This window comes from Mycobacterium sp. pUA109 (genome assembly GCF_041287095.1).
Taxonomy (GTDB): Bacteria; Actinomycetota; Actinomycetes; order Mycobacteriales; family Mycobacteriaceae; genus Mycobacterium.
In genome coordinates this window covers 147,843-166,032 of the sequence record NZ_JBGGKS010000007.1, presented here as the reverse complement: position 1 = coordinate 166,032, position 18,190 = coordinate 147,843, and the positions used below count along the sequence as shown (strand labels likewise).

Annotated in this window: 17 protein-coding genes and 1 pseudogene; 10 read left to right on the top strand and 8 right to left on the bottom strand. The window is 67.5% G+C overall.

Annotation, left to right across the window (positions count from 1 at the left end; all coding sequences use genetic code 11):
* Positions 1 to 3 precede the first annotated feature (3 nt).
* The 4 genes from ACAG26_RS10675 to ACAG26_RS10660 all read right to left on the bottom strand — a co-directional run bounded on the left by ACAG26_RS10675 (position 4) and on the right by ACAG26_RS10660 (position 3,400).
* Positions 4 to 750 (bottom strand): hypothetical protein, encoded by a 747-nt coding sequence (locus ACAG26_RS10675; RefSeq protein ID WP_370481932.1) that lies wholly within the window; start codon positions 748 to 750, stop codon positions 4 to 6.
* Positions 751 to 790: 40 nt separating this feature from the next.
* On the bottom strand, positions 791 to 1,099 hold the full coding sequence (locus ACAG26_RS10670; protein WP_370481928.1) for a helix-turn-helix domain-containing protein: 309 nt from the start codon (positions 1,097 to 1,099) through the stop codon (positions 791 to 793).
* Between the two features lie 82 nt (positions 1,100 to 1,181).
* Positions 1,182 to 2,465 (bottom strand): NtaA/DmoA family FMN-dependent monooxygenase, encoded by a 1,284-nt coding sequence (locus ACAG26_RS10665; protein ID WP_370481925.1) that lies wholly within the window; start codon positions 2,463 to 2,465, stop codon positions 1,182 to 1,184.
* Positions 2,462 to 3,400 (bottom strand): luciferase, encoded by a 939-nt coding sequence (locus ACAG26_RS10660; protein ID WP_370481923.1) that lies wholly within the window; start codon positions 3,398 to 3,400, stop codon positions 2,462 to 2,464. The genes ACAG26_RS10665 and ACAG26_RS10660 overlap by 4 nt, the downstream gene beginning before the upstream one ends.
* 219 nt (positions 3,401 to 3,619) lie before the next feature.
* On the opposite strand from ACAG26_RS10660, the gene ACAG26_RS10655 reads away from it, so the two are divergent.
* The 5 genes from ACAG26_RS10655 to ACAG26_RS10635 are packed head-to-tail and all read left to right on the top strand — an operon-like array spanning position 3,620 to position 9,861.
* Positions 3,620 to 4,831, top strand: coding sequence for an acyl-CoA dehydrogenase (locus tag ACAG26_RS10655; RefSeq protein WP_370481918.1), 1,212 nt, complete (start codon positions 3,620 to 3,622; stop codon positions 4,829 to 4,831).
* Between the two features lie 27 nt (positions 4,832 to 4,858).
* The gene (locus tag ACAG26_RS10650) at positions 4,859 to 6,433 is read left to right on the top strand and encodes an ABC transporter substrate-binding protein (protein ID WP_370482114.1); all 1,575 of its coding nucleotides are present in this window, start codon (positions 4,859 to 4,861) and stop codon (positions 6,431 to 6,433) included.
* 3 nt (positions 6,434 to 6,436) lie between these two features.
* Positions 6,437 to 7,399 carry an ABC transporter permease gene (locus ACAG26_RS10645; RefSeq protein WP_370481916.1) on the top strand — a complete coding sequence of 321 codons (963 nt, stop codon included), beginning with the start codon at positions 6,437 to 6,439 and terminating at the stop codon, positions 7,397 to 7,399.
* Positions 7,396 to 8,241: an ABC transporter permease gene (locus ACAG26_RS10640; protein WP_370481915.1), complete on the top strand. Its 846-nt coding sequence runs from the start codon at positions 7,396 to 7,398 to the stop codon at positions 8,239 to 8,241. The genes ACAG26_RS10645 and ACAG26_RS10640 overlap by 4 nt, the downstream gene beginning before the upstream one ends.
* A gap of 15 nt (positions 8,242 to 8,256) precedes the next feature.
* Complete coding sequence (locus tag ACAG26_RS10635) at positions 8,257 to 9,861, top strand: ABC transporter ATP-binding protein (protein WP_370481913.1); 1,605 nt, start codon at positions 8,257 to 8,259, stop codon at positions 9,859 to 9,861.
* A gap of 6 nt (positions 9,862 to 9,867) precedes the next feature.
* Here the strand turns inward: ACAG26_RS10635 and ACAG26_RS10630 are convergent, their stop codons facing one another.
* Both ACAG26_RS10630 and ACAG26_RS10625 read right to left on the bottom strand, forming a co-directional pair.
* The gene (locus tag ACAG26_RS10630; RefSeq protein WP_370481912.1) at positions 9,868 to 10,050 is read right to left on the bottom strand and encodes a hypothetical protein; all 183 of its coding nucleotides are present in this window, start codon (positions 10,048 to 10,050) and stop codon (positions 9,868 to 9,870) included.
* The gene (locus ACAG26_RS10625; protein WP_370481910.1) at positions 10,047 to 11,528 is read right to left on the bottom strand and encodes an amino acid permease; all 1,482 of its coding nucleotides are present in this window, start codon (positions 11,526 to 11,528) and stop codon (positions 10,047 to 10,049) included. Before ACAG26_RS10625 ends, ACAG26_RS10630 begins: the two co-directional genes overlap by 4 nt.
* Before the next feature lie 122 nt (positions 11,529 to 11,650).
* On the opposite strand from ACAG26_RS10625, the gene ACAG26_RS10620 reads away from it, so the two are divergent.
* Positions 11,651 to 13,384: an acyl-CoA dehydrogenase family protein gene (locus ACAG26_RS10620; RefSeq protein ID WP_370481908.1), complete on the top strand. Its 1,734-nt coding sequence runs from the start codon at positions 11,651 to 11,653 to the stop codon at positions 13,382 to 13,384.
* Here the strand turns inward: ACAG26_RS10620 and ACAG26_RS10615 are convergent.
* Both ACAG26_RS10615 and ACAG26_RS10610 read right to left on the bottom strand, forming a co-directional pair.
* Positions 13,354 to 13,575 (bottom strand): type II toxin-antitoxin system RelE/ParE family toxin, encoded by a 222-nt coding sequence (locus tag ACAG26_RS10615; RefSeq protein ID WP_370481906.1) that lies wholly within the window; start codon positions 13,573 to 13,575, stop codon positions 13,354 to 13,356. The genes ACAG26_RS10620 and ACAG26_RS10615 overlap by 31 nt on opposite strands.
* Positions 13,572 to 13,760: pseudogene (locus ACAG26_RS10610) on the bottom strand (type II toxin-antitoxin system ParD family antitoxin); the annotation flags it as partial. The gene ACAG26_RS10615 and the pseudogene ACAG26_RS10610, both read right to left, overlap by 4 nt.
* Positions 13,761 to 13,987: 227 nt before the next feature.
* On the opposite strand from ACAG26_RS10610, the gene dnaK reads away from it, so the two are divergent.
* From dnaK to ACAG26_RS10590, 4 genes are read left to right on the top strand one after another with little or no spacing between them, the layout of a single operon-like run.
* A complete protein-coding gene (gene dnaK, locus ACAG26_RS10605; protein WP_370481905.1) occupies positions 13,988 to 15,847 on the top strand; it encodes a molecular chaperone DnaK in 1,860 nt (619 codons plus the stop codon).
* Entirely contained in the window at positions 15,844 to 16,512 is a 669-nt protein-coding gene (gene grpE, locus ACAG26_RS10600) for a nucleotide exchange factor GrpE (RefSeq protein WP_370481903.1), read from the top strand. The genes dnaK and grpE overlap by 4 nt, the downstream gene beginning before the upstream one ends.
* A 56-nt stretch (positions 16,513 to 16,568) precedes the next feature.
* A complete protein-coding gene (dnaJ, locus tag ACAG26_RS10595; protein ID WP_370481902.1) occupies positions 16,569 to 17,765 on the top strand; it encodes a molecular chaperone DnaJ in 1,197 nt (398 codons plus the stop codon).
* Positions 17,762 to 18,133, top strand: coding sequence for a heat shock protein transcriptional repressor HspR (locus ACAG26_RS10590; RefSeq protein ID WP_370481900.1), 372 nt, complete (start codon positions 17,762 to 17,764; stop codon positions 18,131 to 18,133). The genes dnaJ and ACAG26_RS10590 overlap by 4 nt, the downstream gene beginning before the upstream one ends.
* Positions 18,134 to 18,190 lie beyond the last annotated feature (57 nt).

Genomic DNA, 18,190 nt, shown 5'->3' with positions numbered 1-18,190 from the left:
TCGCTAATACGGCGGGCTCGCTGGCGAGCGAGGCCCATTGCCGGGCGCGAACCAGGCAAGCTTGCTCTGCCAGGAGCGAGCCGACCCGTAGGCGAACCCGGTCGCGCCCAGGCAGGCGCAGACCCAGACCGGCAGCGTGACATCGACGCCCATCCAGGACGTGCCGATCTGGATCACGTGCGCCGCGACCCCGAACCCCGCCGAGATCAGGTAGAGGTCGACGGTCTCCGTTGAGCGGGGGTCCGCCCGGGCGATCAGCAGCACCCGCGCGGCGTAGGAGAGCAGGTAGATCAGCAGCCCGCCCAGCACCAGCCAGTAGGCGCCCAGCCAGAAGTCGTTGACGGGGGCGGAGAACAGGTCGAGGTGATGGCTCTCGTCGGCGATGATGAACACCGCCAGCAGCAGCGGAATGCCCAGCCACAGCGGGCGCGCGACGTGCTTGCGCAGCAGCCCGCGCAGATGGGTTTGGTTGACCAGGCGGGTCAGCGCGTGCTGGATGATCGCGGTCACCGCGAAGATCCAGCAGATGTGGCCGAGCAGGTGTTGCACGTTCCACAGCCCGAAGATGCGGTGCAGCGGAGGCCCGAGGGCGGCCGCCGCCCAGTGGGACATCAGCAAGACCGCGCAACCCTGCAGTGCGATGTTGAGGGTCGCGCCCGCCTCCCACCGGGAGCGCCAGGTGTCGCGGCGGATCCACAGGCTGCACAGGATCGCTACCAAGGTGGCGGTGACGAGTGCGGTCTTGATCATGGACAGGGTGTTTCCCGGCTCTCCTATGTAGATGGGGGGTTTAGATCGGTGGGCTGGTGGGATCGGGGCGAAGGTCGCGCAGTTTGGGCAGGTTGGGGTCGGATTCCACGTACTCGGTGACCGCTTTGGCGTCGATCAAGCCGAACCGAACCTGCAGGTCGACGGGGTTCAACCCGAAATACCGGGCGACTTTGATCAGGTTGTCGGCGGTGATCAGCCGATGCTCGCGCGCGGCCTTGTAATAGGCGGACTTGCGGTAGCCGAATGCCTCGTAGACCTCGGTAGCGGCCAGCGGTCTGCCCACCAGGTAGGGCAGCACCACCGCCGGGTCCTTGGCACTGTCGTCCATATTCGTGGACGATAGCCCCGTCTGGTGGACCTGGCAAAGCGGCGCGGTGACGCCACCCCCAACGCGCGGTTACGGCGAAATGTCAGGCCGCGGCGGTATAGCGGTTGCCGGTGAACCGTTCGCGCAGCGTCGACTCCGCGTACGACGTGCCGAACAGACCACGGGACCGCAAAATCGGAACGACCTCGTCGACGAAGACCTCCAGGCCGTCGGGGAAGACGTCGGGCATCAGGTTGAAACCGTCGGCGGCCCCGGCCAAAAACCACCGCTCGACGGTATCGGCCACGTCGGTCGGCGAGCCCACGACCACCCGGTGACCCGCTCCGCTGAACTCGCGGAGGGTTTCCCGTAGCGTCAACCCGCGGCTCTCGATGAGACGGACCACTGACTCCCGGAAACCCAGCGAGCCGATGAATGTCGACGCGGCCGGCACGGGGCCGAGCAGCCGCGCTGGGATGGGCTCATCGAGCGGAAGCCCGGACAGATCCTCGCCGAGGGTCTGCGACAACCGGGCCACATCGTGCCCGGCGGGCAGCAGGGCGTTCTGCTCCTCGTAGCGCCGGTGGGCTTCGGCGCGGCTGCTGCCGATGGTGGTGATCAGCCCGGGCAAGATGCGCACCGCGGCGCGGCCGCGTGCGGCCGCGACCTGCTGGACGTACCGGTAGTGTTCGATACCGGCGCCCAAGTCGAGTTCCGCGCTGAACACCGCGTCCGCGACACGACCGGCCAACTCGCGTCCCTGCGGCGACCCGCCGGCCTGCACCAGTAGCGGATGCCCCTGCGGCGACGGCCCCTGCGGCAATGACCCAGCGACGGTGAAGAATTCGCCGCGGTGCTCGATGCCCCGGGCGTGTGCGCCGGCCGCGGCGTCGCGCCACAGTGCCAGCACGACGTCAACGAACTCCGCGGCACGCCGGTAGCGGCTTTCTCGGTCCGGAAGATCGGGCAGGCCGAAGTTCCCGCCCGCCGCCTCCGAATAGGTGGTGACGACGTTCCAGGCGAACCGGCCGCCGGAGAGGTGGTCGAGGGTCAGTAACCGGTGGGCCAGTTCCACCGGATCGTTGAACGTCGACGACAACGTACCGATCAGCCCCAGATGCTCGGTTTCGGCTGCGACGGACGCCAGGATCACGCTGGGCTCAAGGGCTTGTGATGGGCGCAGCGCCGGGTGGTCGCGCAGCGCTGGACCGTCGGCCAGAAACAGCGCGTCCAGGGTGCCCCGTTCGGCGATCTTAGCGATCCGCACGTAGTAGCTGGGATCGGTGAACGCGGCGGGCGCCTCGCTGGACCGCCGCCAGGACGCGGTGTGGATGCCGAGGTTCAAGACGTTGACATTGAGAATGAGGCGACGCCCGCGCGGGTTCATAGCCGAGTTCCCGGGTTGGGCGCACCGGCGAAGGCGTGTCGGTGCGTGGACAGGTCGGGGTCGGCCGGTACCGGTAGCCGAAGTCGTTGTCGCAGTGTGTCGGCCGCGGGAGCGACGATGAAGTCCTGGTGTTGCGCCGACGGCAGCACGTCGTCCAGGGCGGCGGCAAGCGTGTCCGGCGTCAGCCGGATCAGCACGCCGACCGCGCCCGGGGTGTGGGCCACCCGGCGCAGCGCCGCGCGGTCCACGGTGCGCAACCGGATCACCACGGCGGCGCCGGCGGGGACCGGGTCGCCGTCCTCGATGACCACCACGTCCGCATCACGGGCTGCCGGGCCGGCCTGCTGCCATACCGGCAGGTCGCCTTGCAGCGACCCCGGGACATTCAGTGGCCCGGTGATGGAGTAGGTGCCGTGAATGTCGGCGTGCCGAATCTGGGCGGTATCGGCGAAAACGCCGGTCTCCCGGTCGCCCACCAGCGACGTCAACGGCCAAGTGCGCCATAGGGTTCGCACCGCAGCGACCGCTGCCGCGGTGTGGTCGGGGCCCAGGTCGGCCCCGGTCCAGGTGTCGACGGCGGCGTTCAGGCCGATGTGGCGGTCGGCGTCGAGGGCGAACCAGCCGACTCGTCCGCGGGCCGCATGGTCGACCGACAGCAACCGGCGGGCCAAGTTGTAGGGATGGTCGCGGTGGGCGGCCGCGGCGATCACCAGGCCCAGCTCGGTGCTGTGCCGTGCCGCGACGGTCGCCACCAACGACGGGTCGAGGCTGGGGGTCGCGCCGCCGGGCGGTTCGCCGCGGTCGGCGCCCAGCACCCAGTAGTGCACACCGGCGGATTCCAGCCGGCGCGCCAGACCGGCGATACCTCGAGCATCCGAACGGTTGCCGATTCCGTCGCCAGTGATCTCGACCCCGACAGAGAGCGCAACAGGCATGGGCCCACACGCTACGTCGGGCTGACGGCAACGCAACGGTTGCGATCACCGCAAATCGAAATATCTACCGGCGAATAGTCAAGCAACGCCGCACCTTACGGCCGAAAAACTCGCACGGAGGAAATCCCTTGCCGCTGCGCATCGGTGCGCCTACCTTTCGGGCGGAGGTGTCGCAGGGCCCCGCGACGCGAACCCACCCGGGAAAGGTTTCACACAGACATGCCTGTTGCTTCCCCCGAGCAGGAGAAACCAGCGGACCCGGCGGCAATCGACCAGGTGCTCGCCGAAATCGCTGCGGATTACCGGCTGCGCCTGGCCGACGGCGCAACCGAGCCGCCGCTGCGGGGGCTCAAACTCGTCCGGGACCACCGGTTGGGCGCGGTGCGGTTGGCGCGCGACCTCGGCGGTGCGGGTTACACGGTGCCGGAATTCTTCGACCACCTCATCGCGCTCGCCGCGGCCGACCCCGACCTGGCGCACATCCTGCGGATCCATTATTCGCTGGTCGAAGAGCTGCAGATCAACCCGAAGCGCGCGGGCAGCGACCGCTGGATTGCGGTGGTCGCCGAGGGCGGGCTGATCGGCGGCGCCAACGCCGAACAGAGCCTTACCGCGGTCGGCGGCCAAAACCGGGACACCCGGCTGGTGTCCAGCGAAGACGGGCTGCGGCTGCGTGGAAAAAAGTTCTACAGCACCGGCGCTCAGTTCTCCGACTATCTGCGGGTCACCGCGCAGGACGATGACGGCGCGCCCACCGCCGTGGTGATTCCGGCGGACCGCGCCGGGGTGGCGCACATCGACGATTGGGACGGCATCGGCCAGCGCCAAACAGGCAGCGGCACCACGGTCTTTCATGACGTGGCGGTGACAGCCGACGAAGTCTTTCCGCTGGGGGCCAACCTCGGTGTCGACCGTGCCCGGGGTGCGCTGGTGCAGCTGTATCTGCATGCGGTCGCCGCCGGGATCCTGCGAACCTTGGTGGCCGACACCGCGACACTGGTGCGCGGGCGGCGACGGACGTACACCTTTGCCAGCGTGGACACGCCGACCGCTGACCCGCAGTTGCTGCAGATCGTCGGCGAGATCGACGCGGTGGCGTACACCGCACACGCCTTGGTGCGTACCGCGGCCGCCGAACTCGCCCCCGCGCTGGAGGCCGCGCAGCGCACCGGGATCGATCCCGAGCTGGAAGAGACGGCGTCGATCGCGGCCGCGCGGGTCAAGGTCGCCCTCGAAGGGCCCGCGCTGGCCGCGGCGTCCCGCATCTTCGATGCCGGTGGCGCTTCCGCGGTACAGGCCTCGGCGCTGTTGGACCGGCATTGGCGCAACCTGCGGACGCTGTTCTCGCACAACCCGAGGATCTACAAGGCGCGGGTGCTCGGCGACGTCGCGGTCAACGGCGCCGCCCTGCCCGACAGCAGCTTTTTTTAAACCGTGTCCGATCGCGTGGTGACGTTGATGATGCGTGCGGCGGCGCTGGCCGCGGTGGCGCTGCTGGCGGGCTGCTCCGGCCACCCCCGGGCGCCCGGGACCGGACCCGCCGGCGCGCCCGTAGCCGGTGGCAGCCTGACCTACTCCGACGTGCAGTTCGTCACCGACACCATGGCCGCCAACTACAGCGCCAACAATCTGATGTTCCAGCTGCTCGACCGAGTGGTCTACGTCGATTCCAGGACCGACCGGGTCTACGGGTGGCTGGCGGAGAAATTCTCCCGCAACGGCGACGCCACCCGGTACACCTTCACCATCCGCGACGGGGTGACCTTCAGTGACCGGACACCGCTGACCGCCGAGGTGGTCAAGGCGAACTTCGACCAACTCGGCAAGGGCGATCCGAGCAAAAAGATGCCCGCCTTCGCCGACTTTGTGGGCTACGACCACAGCGAGGTCAACGGAAACGCCGTTACCGTGTTCCTCAACCAGCCCAACGCCAACTTCTACAAGGTGTTGTCCTACAGCCGTTCGGGGATCCGTGCCCCGGCGACCCTGGCGCTCGACTACCAGCACCAGTCGAAGGTGGAAAACGTTGTTGGATCCGGCCCTTTCGTCTACGCATCACAGATTCCAGACCAGCAGGTGGTGCTCAAGAAGCGCCCGGATTACGCGTGGGCGCCCGAGCCGTGGCCGAACAGGGGCGCGGCCTATCTCGACAAGGTCGTGTTTCGGGTGATCGGCGAGCCGGGCCTGCGCGCGGGTGCTGTTCAATCCCGTCAGGTGGATGTGGCGCGCGGAATCCAGCCCACCGACGAGCCCGCACTCAAACAGGCGGGCTTTCAGGTGATCCCGGTCGCCGCCCCCGCCGAAACCGCGAATCTGGTCGGTTTCCGGGTCAACAACCAGGTGGTGGCCGATGTTCGGGTGCGTCGGGCGCTGCAATTGGGCATCGACCGGCAGGCCGTCGTAAACACCGTGCTGTCCGATAGTTATCGGGCAAGTGATTCCGTTCTGGGCCACGACGATCCGCTGTTTGCCGATGTGAGCGCCGACATCGGGTATCGGCCGCAGGAGGCGGCCCGCCTGCTGGATGAGGCGGGATGGACGCGGGGCAGTGACGGGGTGCGGGAAAAGGACGGCAAGAAGCTCAACCTGACCCTGGCGGCGTCCAACCAGAGTGTGGTGTTTCGCCCGGCTTTCGAACTCATCGAATCGGAATGGCGCCAGCTGGGGGTGGTGCTGCAGAACCGGGCCGGGGACACCACGTTTTTCAACGCCTCGAGCACCGATGCTGCGACGCCGCTGTTCGGCACCCGAATCCAGTACAACATCGGTTTGGGCCTGCTGTTCGGTCGTGCGAAAGGCAACCTGAACTTCGCCCAAAACGACGATCTGATCGCGCTGTCCCACCAAGAGCTGCAGGAGACCGACCCGGCCCGCCTCAAAGACATCGTTGCTCGCGAACAACGCAAGATCATCGACGATCAGCTGGCGCTGGTGCTCTGGGACGAAGTGCAGGTGCACGCCGCGGCCCCCAACGTCCACCTGGACTTCACCCGCTACACCGAGCCGCTGTTGCAGAGCGCCTGGAAGAAGTGAGCGATGCTGCGCTACGTCCTTACCCGGATCGGCCAGTCGCTGGTTGTGCTGCTGCTGGCCTTCACGGTGGTCTTCTGGGGTGTCAGCATGCTGCCCACCGACCCGGCATCGATCTTCGTGGCCAAGGGCGACGGCTATTTCAACCCGGACATCGTCACCCAGGTCAAGGCCTTCTACGGCTACGACCGGCCGCTGTGGGTGCAGTACTTCTCGCAGCTGAATCAGGTGCTGCACGGGCATTTCGGTTTTTCGTTGTCCAGCGGTCAGTCCGTCACCGACCGGATCGGCGGAGTGATCGGGGAGACGGTGAAGCTGGCGACCACGGCAACAGTGTTCGCGCTGCTGTTTGCCGCGGCCATCATGGCGGCGGCCAGCATGCTCGGACCGGTGAAAGCGTTCGTCGCCGGCATTCCGCCGCTCTTCGGCGCCGTACCCACCTTCTGGCTCGGATTGGTGGTGCTGCAAATCTTCTCGGTGCAGCTGGGGCTGATCGCCTTGTTTCCCGACGGGTCGGCGGCCTCCCTGCTGGTGCCGGCGCTGGTGCTCGCGGTGCCGATCTCGGCACCGATCGCGCAGGTGCTGCTGAAAAATGTCCAAGCGACACTGGCCCTGCCGCATGTCACCACCGCCCGCGCCAAGGGCGGCACACCGGGTTGGGTGATCCGCAAGCACGTGCTGAAAAATGCGGCGGGACCGGCGTTGACGGTGATCGCGACGACGGTGGGTGCGCTGCTGGGCGGATCGGTGGTCACCGAAACGGTGTTCTCCCGCTCCGGGCTGGGCACCGTTCTGCTGGAGGCGGTGTCCAATCAGGACATCTCGCTGATTCAGGGCCTGGTGTTGCTGACCGCGGTCGCGATCGTGGCGGCAAACCTGCTGGTGGACATGATCTATCCGATCCTCGACCCGCGCGTCACCAAGTTGCAGCGCCAGGGGTTCATCACCCGGCTGGGCAGGTTCAGGTGAGCACGGACCTGGTGACCCGAGCGCCGGCACTGGCGCGGGCGTGGCGGTCGGCGCCGTGGTCGGTGCGGCTGTCCGCGGCGTTGCTGGTCCTCATCGCGGCGTGGGCGGTCGCACCGGGGCTGTTCACCGGCCGTGATCCGTTGCAGGGCAACCCCGTCGATAAGTTCCAGCCGCCCAGTCCGACGCACTGGTTCGGCACCGACCATCTCGGCCGCGACGTGCTGACCCGAGTGATCTACGGCACCTCGCACACCATCTTGACCGCGGGGCTGGCGGTGGCCGTCGGCCTGCTGATCGGCAGCATCCTCGGCATCCTGGCCGGGGTGTCGGGTCGCGGCGTCGACGCCGTGGGGATGCGACTGGCCGACGTGCTGCTGGCGCTGCCCGGGTTTTTGGTATCGGTGTGGATCGTCACCGCCTATGGTCCCGGGCCGCTGTCCGTCGGCGTCGGGGTGGGCATCGGATCGATTGCGATCTTCGCCCGGGTGTTCCGCGCCGAAGTGCTGCGGGTGCGGGCGCTGGACTACGTCGAAGCCGCGTTCTTGTCGGGGGAGACCCGGTGGTCGGTGATCCGCCGCCATATCGTCCCCAACGCGTGCGGGGCGGTGATCGCGCTGGCTGTCATCGACCTCAGCAGCGCGATTCTGTTGATCTCGGCACTGGGGTACCTCGGCTACAGCGCCCCGCCGCCGACACCGGAATGGGGCCTGCTGGTGGCCGAGGGCCGCCGCTACCTGGCCACCGCATGGTGGCTCACCACCCTGCCCGGCGCTGTGATCCTGCTGGTGATCCTGGCCCTGGGCGCGGTGAGCCGGCGAGCGCTGACGTCCAGCCGGATCTGAGGGGAAGAAGCCACCATGACCGAACCATTGCTGGATGTGTCCGACCTCACGGTGACGTACCCGGGTCCGGTGCCCAAGGTGGCCCTGGACCACGTCAACCTGACGGTGTCGGCCGGTGAATTCGTCGCCGTGGTCGGCGAATCCGGTTCGGGTAAAACCACGCTGGCGAATTCGGTGGCGGGGCTGCTGCCACCGCAGGCGATCATCACCGCGACCTCGTTGGCGATTGGCCGCCACAACACGCTCGGGCTGAGCGAACGGCAGTGGTGCCGGCTGCGCGGAAGCACCGTCGGGCTGGTTCCCCAGGATCCGGGTGCATCGCTGAACCCGGTGCGCAGCATCGGCTCCCAGGTCGCCGAAATCTTCACGCTGCACAAGCCGAAGCTCGGCCGGCGCGAGATCCGGCGGCGCTGCATCGACCTGCTGGATCGGGTCGAAATCGACCGCGCCGAACAGCGGCTGAAACAGTACCCGGGCGAGCTGTCCGGCGGTATGCGGCAGCGTGTGCTCATCGCGATCGCGTTCGGGCTCAACCCCGACCTGTTGATCGCGGACGAGCCGACATCCGCGCTCGACGTGACCGTGCAGAGCCACGTCCTTGCCGTGTTCGACCGGCTGGTCGCCGAGCACGACACCACGGTCGTCTTTATCACCCATGACATCGGGGTGGCCACCGACCACGCCTCCCGCATCGTGGTGATGCGCAACGGCGCCGTCGTGGAAGACGCCGCGACGGAGGCGATCATCGACGCGCCGCAGACCGACTACGCCGCCCAGCTGCTGCGTCGCATCGGGGAGCCCGCGTCGGCCGGGCAGCGTCCAGAAACCGACGATGTCATCCAGGTTTCCAACGCTGCCAAGGAGTTTCGCGCCGGGCGTCGAACCACCCAGGTCGCGGTCGAGGGGGTGTCCGTCAGTGTGCGCCGCGGAGAAACACTGGCATTGGTGGGGGAGTCCGGGTCGGGGAAGTCGACGACCGCCAAAATGATCGTCGGGTTGCTCAAGCCCACCCGCGGAACGGTTCTGGTGCTCGGCCGTGATGTCACGGCGCTGTCGCAGCGCGCCCGGCGCGAACACTGGCAAGACATCCAGTTCGTCTACCAAAACCCCGATTCGGCGCTCGACCCGCGTTGGTCGGTGCGCCAGATCCTGGACAGCCCGCTGCGTTGCTACCGGCTGGGCGGCGAGAGTGAACGTGCGCGGCGGGTGTCGGAGACGCTGGCCAGTGTCAACCTGACGCCGGATAAACTCGACCGCCGAGCGGCCGAACTGTCCGGCGGTGAGCGGCAACGCGTCGCGATTGCCCGCGCGCTGGTGCTGCGACCGCAGATCGTGGTGCTCGACGAACCGCTGTCGGCGTTGGACGTGGTAACTCAAGAACAGATCATCGGCCTACTGGAGCAGTTGCAGGCCCAACTCGGGCTGACCTATCTGTTTATTTCACATGATCTGTCAGTGGTGCAGCGGATTTCGCACCGGGTGGCGGTGTTGCAGGCCGGCAGGGTGGTGGAGAGCGGGGACACCGCCGCGGTGTTCGCGGCACCGTCGTCGGACTACACCCGCGCGCTCATCGACGCGATACCGGGCCGGCGGCTGACCTGGTTGGCGACCGTCTCGTGACGCCCGTCAAGAGAAGTCGCGGAAGGCCAGGATGAACCCGGCCACCGCGATGATGGCCGCGACCCCGTAGCCGATCACTGACCACCAGCTGGCGTGCAGGTAGGCGGTGACCGCCACCATCGCGATGGCCAGGAAGACCAGCGCCATCCCGTACAGCGGCGGCTTGTCGGCGTAGCGGTTCCGCTTCATCGGCCCTCCGATCCCGCCGGCTCGTCGATGGGGGGGAGGTCACCGTCCGGCGGCGGGGCTGGTGCGGCGGAGGCCGCCACCCGGTGGCGGACCAGATACCAGCCGCCGACCAGAGCGGGCAGCGCGAGGATCAAGGTGCCGGCGATCCAGGGACCGCGCTCCTCGTCGGACAGCATCAGCACCAGCACACCGGCCAGAAACACCAGGGTGGCGTACCCGCTGTAGGGCGCCAGCGGCATCCGGAACGCCGGGCGCGACATCAGACCGGCGTTCGCCAGCCGGTGAAACTTCAGCTGGCAGGCCACGATCGTCGCCCACGCCGCCATCACACCCAGGGCGGCGATATTGAGCACGATCTCGAAGGCCTCCTCCGGCACCACCGCGTTGAGCACCACCCCGAACAGGCCGATCGCGGCGGTCAGCAGGATGCCGCCGTAGGGCACCCCGTTCTTCGACAGCGGTGCGGTGAATTTCGGGCCGCTGCCGCTCATCGCCATCGAGCGCAGGATCCGGCCGGTGGAATACAGCCCGGCATTGAGGCTGGAGAACGCCGCGGTGAGCACCACCACGTTCATCAGGGTGCCGGCGCCGGTGAAACCGATCTTGGAGAAGAAGGTGACGAACGGGCTTTCGCCTTGGTGGTAGGCGGAGTAGGGCAGCAGCAGCGCCAGCAGCACCACCGAGCCGACATAGAAGATCGCGATCCGGGCCACCACCGAGTTGATCGCGCGCGGCATGATCTTCTCCGGCTCCGCGGTCTCCCCGGCGGCGGTGCCGACCAGTTCGACCGCGGCGTAGGAGAACACCACCCCCGAGGTGACCAGCACCAGCGGCAGCAGACCGTTGGGGAGGAAACCGCCGTTGTCGGTCCACAGACCCAGGCCGGTGTCATGACCCTCGACGGGGAAACGGCCGGCCAAAAACACGGTGCCGACCACCAGGAACGTCAACAGCGCCACCACCTTGATCAGCGCCGCCCAGAACTCCAGCTCGCCGAACAGCTTCACCGAGATCAGGTTCATCGTCACCACGATCACCAGGGCGATCAGCGCCAGGATCCACTGCGGGATCACCTGGAACGACCGCCAATAGTGGAAGTAGTGCGCGATCGCGGTGGTGTCCACGATGCCGGTCATCGACCAGTTCAGGAAGTACAACCAGCCCGCCACGAACGCCGTCTTCTCGCCGAAGAACTCGCGGGCGTAGGACACGAACGACCCCGACGACGCGCGGTGCAGCACCAGCTCGCCGAGGGCCCGCAGGATGAGGAACACGAACGCCCCGCAGATGCCGTAGACGAGGAACAGACCGGGGCCGGCCGAGGCCAGCCGCCCGCCGGCGCCGAGAAACAGACCCGTGCCGATGGCGCCGCCGAGCGCGATCATCTGCAGCTGCCGGGGGTGCAGATCCTTGTGGTAGCCCTCGTCCTCACGGGTGAGCAGGTCGGCTGCGGCCGAGCCGGGTGCGCTGGGAGCCATCGAGTTCCTGTCGTTGTGGATGCGGGAAAGGCTAGCCGACGGCGAACGATTTCCGGCGCGCGGAGGCGGGGCTCGCTGCTAGATTCGCCCGCACCGGACCTGCGTCGAGGAGAGGGCACGCCATGGCGAGTTCCAGCGGGCTGTTGTTCAACCCGAACGGCTACGACCCGCGGCACTTCGACGCGGAAACGCGCCGCCAACTTCGGGCCGTGATCGACTGGTTCGAGGCCCGCGGCAAGGCCAAGCTGCTGGCCGACGACCTCGACGCGGTGTGGGTGTCGGACTTCTTGGACTTCATCAAGCGGGAACGGATCTTCGCGACCTTCCTCACCCCGTCGGAATTCGGCGGCGCCGACCCGAACAAGCGCTGGGACACCGCGCGCAACGCGGCGCTGAGTGAAATCTTGGGTTTCTACGGGCTGTCGTACTGGTACGCCGAGCAGGTCACCATCCTCGGGCTGGGGCCGATCTGGCAAAGCGACAACGTCAAGGCCAAAGAACGCGCCGCCGCCCAACTCGAAGCCGGCGGGGTGATGGCCTTCGGGCTCTCCGAGCGCGAGCACGGCGCCGACATCTACAACACCGACATGCTGGTGACATCCACCGATGACGAAGGGCTGGTCTTTCGGGCGTCCGGCGAGAAGTACTACATCGGCAACGGCAACGTGGCCGGCATGGTGTCGGTGTTCGGCCGGCGCACCGACGTCGACGGGGCCGACGGGTACGTGTGGTTCGTCGCCGACAGCGCGCACCAGAACTACCAGCTGATCGGCAACGTCGTGCACGGTCAGATGTATGTGAGCAACTTTCGGCTCAACGACTACCCGGTGCGCGAGGAGGACATCCTGTGCACCGGGCCCGACGCGTTCTCGGCCGCGCTGAACACCGTCAACGTCGGCAAGTTCAACCTGTGCAGCGCCTCGATCGGGATGTGCGAGCACGCCTTCTACGAGGCGATCAGCCACGCCAACAACCGCATCCTGTACGGCAACCCGGTCACCGACTTCGGCCACGTGCGGGCCAGCTTCGTCGACGCGTACGCGCGGCTGGTCGCGATGAAGCTGTTCAGCGACCGCGCGATCGACTACTTCCGCAGCGCCAGCCGCGACGACCGCCGCTACCTGCTGTTCAACCCGGTCACCAAGTCCAAGGTCACCTCCGAGGGGGAAACGGTGGTGACCTTGCTGTGGGATGTGCTGGCCGCCAAGGGCTTCGAAAAGAACACCTACTTCAGCCAGGTCGCCCGGCTGATCGGGGCACTGCCCCGGTTGGAGGGCACGGTGCACGTCAACGTCGCGCAGATCCTGAAGTTTCTGCCGAACTACCTGTTCAACCCCGGCGAGTATCCGGCGATCGGCACCCGTCATGACCCGGCCGACGACGTGTTCTTCTGGGCGCAGGGTCCGGCGCGTGGCGCCTCCAAGGTGCAGTTCGCCGACTGGACGCCGGTGTACGAAGACGCCCGGGACGTCCCCAACGTGGCGCGGTTTTATGAGCAGGCCAAGGCGCTGCAGATGTTGCTGGCCACCGCCGCACCCGACGCCGACCAGCAGCGCGACCTGAACTTCGTTCTCGTCGTCGGGCACCTGTTCACGCTGGTCGTCTACGGCCAGCTGATCCTCGAACAGGCCGGCCTGGTCGGACTGGACCGCGACCTGGTGGATCAGATCTTCGACGTGCAGATCCGCGACTTCTCCGCGCACGCCATCGCGCTGCATGGCAAGGCCAGTTCCACACCGGCGCAACAGGAGTGGGCGCTAGCGGCGGTGCGCAAACCGGTCACCGACACCGGCCGCTTCGACCGGGTGTGGGCGCAGGTGAAGGCCTACGACGGCGCGTACACGATGCGCCCGTAGCTTTTGGGGATCGCGAACTGTCGGAAGTCGGTTTGGCCGATCCGCGGGTTTGCTGCGGTGCGCTCGATGGCGTGTTGAAGTTCGCGCAGGTACTCCTCGGCCTGGTCGACACCCCAACGGTCGTTGGTGTAGTCCCAGATCTGCCCCAGATCTGTTTGTGCGGCAGGCGAGAGAAGGCAGCGTTTGCTCACCGGTCGCGCGAGGACTCGGTGCGCTTCCGGTCGAGGAAGGCATCGAAGTCGAATGGTGTCGAGGCGCCACTGCGCTCGCCGGCCTCGAGAGCCTCGCGCAGTGCCCGCAGTTGAATTTCGCGATCCTCGAGTAGCCGCAACGCGGAGCGGACGACATCGCTGGCCGACCGGTAGCGGTCGGCGGCTTCTATGCCTACGACTTACTGCAACGGCTGGCGAAGTCCGCCTCGGCTAGGTTGACCTCGGCTGCTGGGAACACTCCCGGGAACAAAACCGTCACCCCGCGCCGTTGTCCCCATCGATAAGTTGAGTGAGCCAGACTCAAGGATGAGTTGACAGCGACCCCATCGCGGGGGCAGTCTTGAGTGCGGTCCGCTCAGACCCCACATACGTCTATCAGGGAGGAAACATCATGGCTCGTGCGGTCGGTATCGACCTCGGGACCACCAACTCGGTCGTCTCGGTTCTGGAGGGCGGCGACCCCGTAGTCGTGGCCAACTCCGAGGGTTCGCGCACCACCCCGTCGGTCGTCGCGTTTGCCCGCAACGGGGAGGTCTTGGTCGGTCAGCCGGCCAAGAACCAGGCGGTGACCAACGTCGACCGCACCATCCGCTCGGTCAAGCGCCACATGGGCACCGACTGGTCGGTGGAAATCGACGACAAGAAGTACACCGCGCAGGAGATCAGCGCGCGGGTGCTGATGAAGCTCAAGCGGGACGCCGAGGCCTACCTGGGTGAGGACATCACCGACGCGGTCATCACCGTGCCCGCCTACTTCAACGACGCCCAGCGCCAGGCCACCAAGGAAGCCGGCCAGATCGCCGGCCTGAACGTGCTGCGCATCGTCAACGAGCCGACCGCCGCGGCACTGGCCTACGGGCTGGACAAGGGCGAAAAGGAACAGACCATTCTGGTGTTCGACCTCGGTGGCGGCACCTTCGACGTGTCGCTGCTGGAGATCGGCGAAGGCGTGGTCGAGGTCCGTGCCACCTCCGGGGACAACCACCTCGGCGGTGATGACTGGGACCAGCGCATCGTCGACTGGCTGGTGGACAAGTTCAAGAGCACCAGCGGCATCGACCTGACCAAGGACAAGATGGCGATGCAGCGGCTGCGGGAAGCGGCCGAGAAGGCGAAAATCGAGCTGAGCTCGAGCCAGTCGACCTCGATCAACCTGCCCTACATCACCGTCGACTCCGACAAGAACCCGCTGTTCCTCGACGAGCAGCTGACCCGGGCGGAGTTCCAGAAGATCACCCAGGATCTGCTGGACCGCACCCGCAAGCCGTTCCAGTCGGTGATCGCCGACGCCGGCATCTCGGTGTCGGCTATCGACCACGTGGTGCTGGTGGGTGGGTCCACCCGGATGCCCGCGGTGACCGAGCTGGTCAAGGAGCTCACCGGCGGCAAGGAGCCCAACAAGGGCGTCAACCCCGACGAGGTCGTCGCGGTGGGTGCCGCGCTGCAGGCCGGTGTGCTCAAGGGTGAGGTGAAAGACGTTCTGCTGCTGGACGTCACCCCGCTGTCCCTGGGTATCGAGACCAAGGGCGGGGTGATGACCAAGCTCATCGAGCGCAACACCACCATCCCGACCAAGCGGTCCGAGACCTTCACCACCGCCGACGACAACCAGCCGTCGGTGCAGATCCAGGTCTATCAGGGTGAACGCGAGATCGCCGCGCACAACAAGTTGCTCGGCAGCTTCGAGCTGACCGGTATCCCGCCGGCCCCGCGCGGTGTCCCGCAGATCGAGGTCACCTTCGACATCGACGCCAACGGCATCGTGCACGTCACCGCCAAGGACAAGGGCACCGGCAAGGAGAACACGATCAAGATCCAGGAGGGCTCCGGCCTGTCCAAGGAGGAGATCGACCGGATGATCAAGGACGCCGAGGCGCACGCCGAGGAGGACCGCAAGCGTCGGGAAGAGGCCGACGTCCGCAACCAGGCCGAGTCGCTGGTCTATCAGACCGAGAAGTTCGTCAAGGACCAGCGGGAGGCCGAGGGCGGCTCGAAGGTCCCCGAGGACACGCTGAGCAAGGTCGAGGGCGCGATCGCCGAGGCGAAGACCGCGCTGGGCGGCACCGACATCTCTGCGATCAAGTCGGCGATGGAGAAGCTGGGCCAGGAGTCCCAGGCGCTGGGCCAGGCGATCTACGAGGCCACCCAGGCCGAGCAGGCCGCCAGCGGTGCCAGCGGTGACGGGTCCGGCGGCGGCGCCGACGACGTCGTGGACGCCGAGGTGGTCGACGAGGACCAGGAGACCAAGTGACAGAACAAAACCCGCACGAACCAGTAACGGTGACCGATAAGCGTCGCATCGATCCCGAGACCGGCGCCGTGCGCGAGGCGCCTTCCGGGCCGGCCCCCAACGGGCCGGCGCCGGAGGCGCCGGCCGCCGAGGAGTCCGCGGAGTCCTCGGCGGCCCAGGTCGACCGGGCCGCCGAGCTGACCGCCGATCTGCAGCGGGTGCAGGCGGACTTCGCCAACTACCGCAAGCGGGCGCTGCGCGATCAGCAGGCGGCCGCCGAACGCGCCAAGGCGTCGGTGGTGACTCAACTGTTGGGGGTCGTCGACGACCTGGAGCGGGCCCGCAGCCACGGTGATCTGGAATCTGGCCCGCTGAAGTCGTTCGCGGACAACCTGACCGCGGTGCTGACCGGGCTGGGCCTGGTGTCGTTCGGTGCCGAGGGCGAGGAGTTCGACCCGCTGCTGCACGAGGCCGTGCAGCACGAGGGCGACGGCAGCCACCCGGTGATCGGCACGGTGATGCGGCAAGGCTACAAACTCGGCGACCAGGTGCTGCGGCACGCGATGGTCGGGGTGGTCGACACCGTCCCCGACGAGGACCCGGCCGCGGCCGCCGACGCCGACACACCCGGTAACGCCGCGGGATCGGCCCAACAAGACGCAGAATCAGAATCGCCGGACAGTTAGCGGCTGGCCGGTGGTGCACGAACAACGACTGGAGAACGGTAAGGGGGTGACGCGCGATGGCCCAACGCGAATGGGTCGAGAAGGACTTCTACAAGGAGCTGGGCGTCGCCCCTGACGCCAGCGCCGACGACATCAAGCGGGCCTACCGCAAGCTGGCGGCCGAACTGCACCCGGACCGCAACCCGAACAACCCGTCGGCCGAGGAGCGGTTCAAGGCCGTCTCCGAGGCCAACAACGTGCTGTCGGACCCGGCCAAGCGCAAGGAATACGACGAGACCCGTCGGCTGTTCGCCGGCGGCGGCTTCCGGCGCCGGTTCAACGGCGGTGCCGGCGGCGGCAACTTCGGCGGCTTCGGGATGGGCGGCGACGGTGCCGAGTTCAACCTCAACGATTTGTTCGACGCCGCCGGCCAGACCGGCGGCGCCAATATCGGTGACCTGTTCGGTGACCTGTTCGGCCGCGGCGGCACCGGTCAGCGTCGCAGCCGGCCGCGCCGGGGCAACGACCTGGAGACCGAGACCGAACTGAACTTCCTGGAGGCCACCAAGGGGGTGGCCATGCCGTTGCGGCTGACCAGCCCGGCGCCGTGCACCAACTGCCACGGCAGCGGCGCGCGGCCGGGCACCAGCCCGAAAGTGTGCGCCACCTGTAATGGCTCCGGGGTGGTCAATCGCAACCAGGGTGCGTTCGGCTTCTCCGAACCCTGCACCGATTGCCGGGGCAGCGGCTCGATCATCGAGCACCCCTGCGGCGAATGCCAGGGCACCGGTGTGGCGACCCGCACCCGCACCATCAACGTCCGGATCCCGCCGGGTGTTGAAGACGGGCAACGGATTCGGCTGGCCGGCCAGGGCGAGGCCGGGTTGCGGGGCGCCCCGTCCGGGGACCTGTACGTGACCGTGCATGTGCGGCCGGACAAGGTCTTCGGCCGCGATGGCGATGACCTGACCGTGACCGTCCCGGTGAGTTTCACCGAACTGGCCTTGGGCACCACTCTTTCGGTGCCGACGCTGGATGGCAAGGTCGGGGTGCGGGTGCCCAAGGGCACCGCCGACGGCCGGATCTTGCGGGTGCGCGGGCGCGGGGTGCCCAAGCGCGGTGGCGGCGGTAACGGAGACCTGCTGGTCACCGTGAAGGTCGCCGTCCCACCGGATCTGGAAGGCCCAGCCAAAGAGGCGTTGGAGGCCTACGCGGCCGCCGAACGGTCCAGCGGCTTTGACCCCAGGGCCGGATGGGCGGGGAACCGGCTATGAGTAAGAAGGAAGACTCCCGCACGTTCTTGATTTCGGTGGCCGCCGAGCTGGCTGGGATGCACGCGCAGACGCTGCGCACCTATGACCGGCTCGGCCTGGTCAGCCCACGCCGCAGTTCCGGTGGCGGGCGGCGGTATTCACAACACGACGTCGACCTGTTGCGCGAGGTGCAGCGGCTGTCCCAGGACGAGGGTGTCAACCTGGCCGGTATCAAACGGATCATCGAGTTGACCAATCAGGTCGAAGCGCTGCGCGCGCGGGTCAAGGAGATGTCCGAGGAGCTGGAGATATTGCGGGCCAACCAGCGCCGCGACCTGGCGGTGGTGCCCAAGAGCACCGCGGTGGTGGTCTGGCAGCCCCGCCGTTAACCGCGTTCACTCTGCGCTGACGGCGCACTCTACTCGACTTTTTGCGCCGCGGACGCA

Bases quoted from the DNA above. Each gene is read 5' to 3' on its own strand.
- ACAG26_RS10655 (WP_370481918.1), top strand. From the start codon at position 3,620: ATGCCTGTTGCTTCCCCCGAGCAGGAGAAACCAGCGGACCCGGCGGCA.
- ACAG26_RS10675 (WP_370481932.1), bottom strand. From the start codon at position 750: ATGATCAAGACCGCACTCGTCACCGCCACCTTGGTAGCGATCCTGTGC.
- ACAG26_RS10665 (WP_370481925.1), bottom strand. From the start codon at position 2,465: ATGAACCCGCGCGGGCGTCGCCTCATTCTCAATGTCAACGTCTTGAAC.
- ACAG26_RS10645 (WP_370481916.1), top strand. From the start codon at position 6,437: ATGCTGCGCTACGTCCTTACCCGGATCGGCCAGTCGCTGGTTGTGCTG.
- ACAG26_RS10590 (WP_370481900.1), top strand. From the start codon at position 17,762: ATGAGTAAGAAGGAAGACTCCCGCACGTTCTTGATTTCGGTGGCCGCC.
- ACAG26_RS10620 (WP_370481908.1), top strand. From the start codon at position 11,651: ATGGCGAGTTCCAGCGGGCTGTTGTTCAACCCGAACGGCTACGACCCG.
- ACAG26_RS10650 (WP_370482114.1), top strand. From the start codon at position 4,859: ATGATGCGTGCGGCGGCGCTGGCCGCGGTGGCGCTGCTGGCGGGCTGC.
- ACAG26_RS10630 (WP_370481912.1), bottom strand. From the start codon at position 10,050: ATGAAGCGGAACCGCTACGCCGACAAGCCGCCGCTGTACGGGATGGCG.
- ACAG26_RS10625 (WP_370481910.1), bottom strand. From the start codon at position 11,528: ATGGCTCCCAGCGCACCCGGCTCGGCCGCAGCCGACCTGCTCACCCGT.
- ACAG26_RS10635 (WP_370481913.1), top strand. From the start codon at position 8,257: ATGACCGAACCATTGCTGGATGTGTCCGACCTCACGGTGACGTACCCG.
- dnaK (WP_370481905.1), top strand. From the start codon at position 13,988: ATGGCTCGTGCGGTCGGTATCGACCTCGGGACCACCAACTCGGTCGTC.
- ACAG26_RS10670 (WP_370481928.1), bottom strand. From the start codon at position 1,099: ATGGACGACAGTGCCAAGGACCCGGCGGTGGTGCTGCCCTACCTGGTG.
- ACAG26_RS10660 (WP_370481923.1), bottom strand. From the start codon at position 3,400: ATGCCTGTTGCGCTCTCTGTCGGGGTCGAGATCACTGGCGACGGAATC.
- dnaJ (WP_370481902.1), top strand. From the start codon at position 16,569: ATGGCCCAACGCGAATGGGTCGAGAAGGACTTCTACAAGGAGCTGGGC.